Origin of the sequence: Tahibacter caeni, assembly GCF_024609805.1 — a bacterium.
Classification (GTDB): Bacteria; Pseudomonadota; Gammaproteobacteria; order Xanthomonadales; family Rhodanobacteraceae; genus Tahibacter; species Tahibacter caeni.
On the sequence record NZ_JANFVR010000295.1, the window covers coordinates 1 to 6,012 of the forward strand.

Annotated in this window: 5 protein-coding genes; 2 read left to right on the forward strand and 3 right to left on the reverse strand. The window is 71.3% G+C overall.

The annotated features are described in order from the left end of the window. Positions 1-169 precede the first annotated feature (169 nt). Positions 170-1,183: a lysozyme inhibitor LprI family protein gene (locus NON22_RS19085; RefSeq protein ID WP_257388553.1), complete on the reverse strand. Its 1,014-nt coding sequence runs from the start codon at positions 1,181-1,183 to the stop codon at positions 170-172. 76 nt (positions 1,184-1,259) lie between these two features. Then, on the reverse strand, positions 1,260-3,020 hold the full coding sequence (locus NON22_RS19090) for a Kelch domain-containing protein (protein ID WP_257388554.1): 1,761 nt from the start codon (positions 3,018-3,020) through the stop codon (positions 1,260-1,262). Between the two features lie 185 nt (positions 3,021-3,205). Between NON22_RS19090 and NON22_RS19095 the strand changes: the two genes are divergently transcribed. Continuing rightward, positions 3,206-4,549: a metal-dependent hydrolase family protein gene (locus NON22_RS19095; protein ID WP_257388555.1), complete on the forward strand. Its 1,344-nt coding sequence runs from the start codon at positions 3,206-3,208 to the stop codon at positions 4,547-4,549. A gap of 350 nt (positions 4,550-4,899) precedes the next feature. Continuing rightward, on the forward strand, positions 4,900-5,274 hold the full coding sequence (locus NON22_RS19100) for an HU family DNA-binding protein (protein WP_257388556.1): 375 nt from the start codon (positions 4,900-4,902) through the stop codon (positions 5,272-5,274). Between the two features lie 298 nt (positions 5,275-5,572). On the opposite strand, the gene NON22_RS19105 is transcribed toward NON22_RS19100, so the two are convergent. Then, on the reverse strand, positions 5,573-5,938 hold the full coding sequence (locus NON22_RS19105; protein ID WP_257388557.1) for a DUF6164 family protein: 366 nt from the start codon (positions 5,936-5,938) through the stop codon (positions 5,573-5,575). Positions 5,939-6,012: the final 74 nt, after the last annotated feature.

A 6,012-nucleotide genomic window follows, 5' to 3' on the forward strand; every position in this document is an offset into this window, starting at 1 on the left:
CGCGCGCGAGCAGCAGCGCGCCGGCGAACGGCGCACGGCCGAGATCGCGGATCTGCACGGCTGAACCGCCGGACCGGGCCGGCGGCGGACTACGGCGACGGCAGCGCCGCGCGACGCACGATTCGCACGGCACGCGATGGCGCCGGAGAGTCCGGCGCGGCGCGCGGCCTCATTCGTCGACGAGATCCTTCAGCGCGCGCTCGCGTTCCGCGGTGAAATGCGCGCGCCAGGCGTCGGCGCCCACCGTCGGATATTTCTGCGCACCGAACGCGACCCAGGCGTCGCGGTACTTGATCCACGCGCGTTCGGCCGCGCGTATGCCGTCGGTCGTGACCGTGCCGTTGGAGCCGTCGGTGCCCTGCTGCCTGACATACTGCAGGGCCGCCGCATAGCTCGCGTTCAGCGCCTTGTCGGCCGCGGCGAACGCGGCCGCGTCGCCGGTCGGCAGCTTGTCGTGTTCGAACGCATCGAGCGCCGCGGCGAAGCCGTTCTCCAGGTCCTCGCGCGCGCCGACCGCCATCGCGCCGCGCGCGGTGCCGCTCATGTCGACCTCGCCGTCGACGACCGCGTCGAAATACGCGTCGGCCGCGCCGCGCAGCCGGGTCAGCGCGGCGCGATCGGCCGCGCTCCATTGCGCCGTCAACGCAGACACGCGGCGGTCGCGCTCGACCTTGGCCGCACTGGCGCCGCGATCGGCGCAGAAACCCATCATGAAGCCGCTGGTGATGTCGTCGCAGAGATCCAGCCGGCCGGCCTTGGCGCCGGCCTTGGCCATCGCATCGAGGTGTTCGAGGCGGCCGTCGAGCTCGGCCGGCGCGCCTTCGGTCTCGCAGGCGAACTTGCGGGCCAGCTCGATGTTGCGCGCGACGCCGTCGCCGTTGGCGTAGATCATCATCAGCACGCCCGAACCGCCGAATACGATGTCATTGCCCTTGTCGCGCTCGACGTAGGCGCACAGGCGCGCCTGCACGTAGTCGGGCTTGCCGCCGTCGGCGTAGTAAAGCGTTTCCGAATCGCAGCCCTGCAGGCGTTCGCGCGCCGCCGCATCGGGCTGGTCGGCAGCCGGCACGGCGAGCTTGGCCAATGCGGCGCAGGCCGGGTTTTCGCCGAAATCCTGCGCGGCGGCCGTGGCCGATCCCAGTGCCAACGCTGCCGCGAGCACACTGCGCCTGCCTTGCTTCATCGTCCGACTCCATGTCCCGGGAGCACGCAGTGTACGCGGCGCCGCGACGGCCGCGCAGTCGCGCTCCATGGCGGCGTCAGGGTTCCGGCAGCCAGCTGTAGAGTCGCCCGCTCGCGCCGCTGGCCTGGCCCGCGTTGCGCGATCCGCTGACGACGTAGAAGCGGCCGCCGAGCGCGGCGCCGGGCACGCCGTGGACCGCTTGCGGCAGCGACGGTCCCGACGACCAGCGCTCGGCGCCGGCCGCATAGACTTCGGTGACGGCGACCAGCTCCATGCTCGATCCGGCGCGCCGCTCGCCGCCGCTGATCACGATCTGTTCGCCCACCACGGCGGCGGCGAATCCGCCGCGCGCCTGCAGGAACGGCGGCCCCGGGCGCCAGCGCTCGGCGACGGGATCGTAGATCGCGGTCGTGCGCGTGTCGGGCGAGCGGCCGCCGAGCATCCAGATCTCGCCCTGGAACGCGACGACCTGGGAATGATCGCGCTCGGTCGCATCCGGCGCGCGGATGCGGCGCACCGCGCGCTGGCGCGGATCGAATTCCTCGAGGCTGCCGTCGCCGTAGCCGATGTAGACGCGACCGTTGAGCGGCGCCGCATGACTGCCGAACGTCGGCGACAGCTCGGGCACTGCATCCCAACGCGCCGCGGCGACGTCGTAACGGAAGCCGGCCGCGCTCTGATCGCCGCCGCCGAGCGCGTCGCCGCCGACGAAATAGATGCCGCCGTCGACGGCGAACGCAGCCAGATGATGCCGTCCGCCCGGCAGCGGCGACAGCACGCTCCAGCTGCGGTCGGCCGGGTCGTAGCGCTTGAAGCCGCGCGGATCGCCGTAGCCGCCGAGTGCGTAGAGCCGGCCGTCGAGTACGACGGCGGCGTGCTCGGACTGGGCCGGCGCCGGCATCGGCGCATGCTCCACCCAGCTGCCGCGCAGACGCGGCGACGGCGTGCCGTCGATGCACGGCGCGCCGGCCAGCGCGGTCACGCGCGCCGCGGCATACGTGCCGCTGCCGTACGCCGCGTCGTCGGCCGCATAGCGAACGGCGGCGTGGTTGCAGTCGCTGAAATCGAATTCCAGGCGGCCCCAGCGCTGCGTGCGTACGGCCTCCGCATCGAACGCGGCGCCGAAGCGCGTGCCGCGCGTGACGTAGGCGTCGACCGCCAGGCGATTGTCGGCGCTGCGCCGGCCGACGCCGGTCAGCCAGAGCTGGCGGCCGTCGACGTCGAACGTGAACCAATAGACCAGCATGCGGCCGTCGGGCAGATCCTCGACGAACCAGCCTTCGCCCGAACGTCCGGGCACGAACCAATTGCCGCTGCGGCTGCGCAGTCCGTCGATCGCGCGGCCGCCGCCGGCGGCGAGAGCCCGCATGCCGCTGCATTCGGCCTGATCGATGCTCGTGATCCGGCTCAGTTCGCGCGTGCCGCTGCCGTAGCCGGCCGGGCCCGCATAGCTCAGCGTCGCCGACGCGCAGTCGTGGAAGCGGAACCGCAGGCTGCCCCAGACCGGATTCTCGATCTGCGCCGGATCGAACGCGGGACCAAAGCGGCCGCCGCGCGGACGGTAGACCTGGGTGAACGTCAGCGTGTCGCCGCGCACCTGGCCGCCGGCGGCGACGAGCCAGACCTGTTCGCCGTCCTCGCCGCTCGCCGGAAACGTGAACCACGCGGCGACCGCATTGCCATCGGGCAGGATTTCGAGAATGAAGCCCTCGCCGCTGCGATCGGGCTGGAACCAGGAACCGCTGTGGCCGGGACCGACCCAGTACGGGCCTTCGACCGTACCGGCCGCGGCGCTCGCGGCCTCCGCTGCCGGCGTCATCAGGAACAGCAGGCTCAACAAACGTATCGCCGAGCGGACGACGAGGGATGGCGAACAACGGTTCCCGTGCTGCGCGCGTGCGGACATGGCGAGGCTCCGGACGGGCGGTCCAGTTTCTACGAACATCGTCGTATGTCAACCCGGACTCGCCGGCGCTGCGGACTCGGCTATGCTCGGCGCTTCGCCCCGCCACCGCCGATTCCATGCGCCGACTGCTGCTTGCCTCGCTGTTCGTCGTCTCCCTGGCCTCCGCCACATCTGTCCGTGCCGTCGATCGCAACGACGGCGCGTGGCTCATCGTGCAGGCCGGCCATCTGCTCGACCGTCCGGGGCAGCCGCCGCGCGGCGCGGCGACCGTGCTGATCCGCGACGGACGCATCGCTGACGTGCGCGACGGCCATCTCGACGCGGCCGCGTTCGCCGACGTGCCGGCCGGCACGCGCGTGCTCGACCTGCGCGACCGCTACGTGCTGCCGGGCCTGATAGACAGCCACGTGCACCTGACCTCGGACAAGGCCGGCAGCGAGGCCCAGCTCGAATCGGTCACGCGCAGCACGGCGTATTTCGCCTACGAGGCCGGCGTCAACGCGCGCAAGACCCTGCTGGCCGGCTTCACGACCGTGCGCAACCTCGGCGACCGCAACGGCGTGACGCTCGCGCTGCGCGATGCGATCGCGGCCGGCAAGCTGCCGGGACCGCGCATCCTCGACGCGGGTTCGGCCATCTCCACGAGCGCCGGCCACATGGACCCGACCCTGGGCTTCCGCGACGACCTGCACGAAGCGCTCGCGATCGAACAGACCACCTGCGACGGCGCCGACGACTGCCGCCGCGCCGTGCGACGGCAGATCGCGCGCGGCGTCGACGTGATCAAGATGGCGACGACCGGCGGCGTGAACAGCCGCATCGGCGCCGGTCTCGGCCAGCAGATGTTCGAGGACGAGGCGCGCGCGATCGTCGAAACCGCGCATCTGTACGGCCGCAAGGTCGCCGTCCACGCGCACGGCGCCGACGGCATCGCGCTGGCGCTGCGCGCCGGCGCCGATTCGATCGAGCACGGCACACTGCTCGACGCCGACACCCTCGCGCTGTGGCGCAAGAGCAAGGCCTGGTTCGTGCCGACCCTGTCGACGGTCAACGGCTACAAGGAGCGCCTCGCGGCGAATCCCGACGCCTATCGCGGCGACGTGCGCGCGAAGATCGAGTGGCGCATCGGCGTGACCGGCAAGGCGCTGCGCCAGGCCGTCGCCGGCGGCGTGCGCATCGCGTTCGGCACCGACGCCGGCGTCAGCCTGCACGGGCGCAACGCCGACGAATTCGAGCTGCTGGTCGAATACGGCCTGACGCCGGCCCAGGCCGTGCGTGCCGCGACGATCGACGCCGCCGAGCTGCTGGGCCTGCAGACGGAGGTCGGCAGCATCGAAGCCGGCAAGCGCGCCGACTTCGTCGCGGTCGCCGGCGATCCGCTCGCCGACGTGCGCGTGCTCAAGGACGTGGCCTGGGTCGTCAAGGACGGCCGCGTCGAGAAATCGCCGGCGGCGCCGTGACGGCCGCGCTGCGCTCGAGCCGGCGCGGACCGGCATCGCAGTAATTAATAAATTTTTGCAAATTTAAAGACACGGTGGCGCCGCGCGCGACCGCGTCCCCGTCGCCGGCGGCGTTCCGCGGCAGTCCGGCGGTCCGCGCGCAGCCGGCGAAGATACTCGAAACCGCGCCGGTGCCGCGGTTGCGGTGCAGCAAGTCCGCGCAACGTCGTACAGGTGGCCGCCGGATCGCAAATATTGCGCAGAAACCGCTTAAATCTTGCGGTACTCATGCAGTAAAGTGTCGCCGCCGACACTGGCCGCCCGCCGATGACCGCGCGGGCGAAACTCTCTGTCACCGAGAACCAAAGCCCATGGCCAAGAAAGCAGCAACCAGCAAGACCAAGAGCGCCAAGCCCGCCGCCGCCGCGCCGAAGCCGATCAAGGACTCGTTCACCAAGTCCGAGCTCGCCCGTCATCTCGCCGACCAGGCCGGCGTCGAGCCCAAGGCCGCCAAGGCCGTGCTCGCCGCGCTCGAAGCGACGATGCTCGGCTCCATCCACAAGAAGGGCGCCGGCGTGTTCACCTTGCCGGGTCTGCTGAAGGTGACGGCGCAGGCCGTGCCGGCGAAGAAGAAGCGCTTCGGCAAGGATCCGTTCAGCGGCGAAGAGCGCTGGTTCCCGGCCAAGCCGGCGACCGTGCGCATCAAGGCGCGAGCGCTCAAGAAGCTCAAGGACGCTGCGCTCTGAGTTACGCCGCGGCAGCAGCCGCTGCCGCTCCGCTTCATCCAACCGGGCGCTCGTCGCCCGGTTGTCGTTTGCGGGACCGGAAATCCATCGGTCCGGGCCGGTCGGATCGCGGCCGTCGGCGTTCCCACCACGCCGATCCGTCCGGACGTCCGGCGCGCGTATGGAACGAGCCTGCGCCCGTTTCCCGATCGAACGGTGCCGGCAGTACCTGGCACGTTCTGCGGGAATACGTCGTTGTGCGATCGCTCTCGTGCAATCCCGGCCGGATCAAATCCTGGCCGGCGATTCCCGACGGCTGCTAGCGGCGCAGCAGGAAATACGGCAGCGAGCACAGCGCGATCAGCGCCGCGATGACGATCAGCGCCGACACGACGCGCAGCGGTTCGCGCCGCAGCAACTGACCGAAGCTCGTGGCCTGCCCGCCGGCACCGGCCTCGGCGAACGCACTGCGCGCCGCCTCGCGACGCCGCTGCTGATACTGCTCGAGCAGCTGCAGCGCCTCGGCGGCCCGCGCCTCGTCGGCCAGCCACAGCGCGCCGGCGGAAATGCCGAAACGGCTGGCCGGCACTTCGAAGAATTCGATCGCATGCGCCTGCAGCAGCTGGCGCACTTCCTCGGCCTCGTCATCGGGAACGTGACGCAGGTTCAGCAAGAGAATGGACATGGGCCCAAGCATAGCCGAGTGCGCGGCGCCGGCGGCGGCGCCCGGCCGGGTGCGGCGAATCGGCGCAGGCGGAC

Bases quoted from the DNA above. Each gene is read 5' to 3' on its own strand.
- NON22_RS19085 (WP_257388553.1), bottom strand. From the start codon at position 1,183: ATGAAGCAAGGCAGGCGCAGTGTGCTCGCGGCAGCGTTGGCACTGGGA.
- NON22_RS19095 (WP_257388555.1), top strand. From the start codon at position 3,206: ATGCGCCGACTGCTGCTTGCCTCGCTGTTCGTCGTCTCCCTGGCCTCC.
- NON22_RS19100 (WP_257388556.1), top strand. From the start codon at position 4,900: ATGGCCAAGAAAGCAGCAACCAGCAAGACCAAGAGCGCCAAGCCCGCC.
- NON22_RS19105 (WP_257388557.1), bottom strand. From the start codon at position 5,938: ATGTCCATTCTCTTGCTGAACCTGCGTCACGTTCCCGATGACGAGGCC.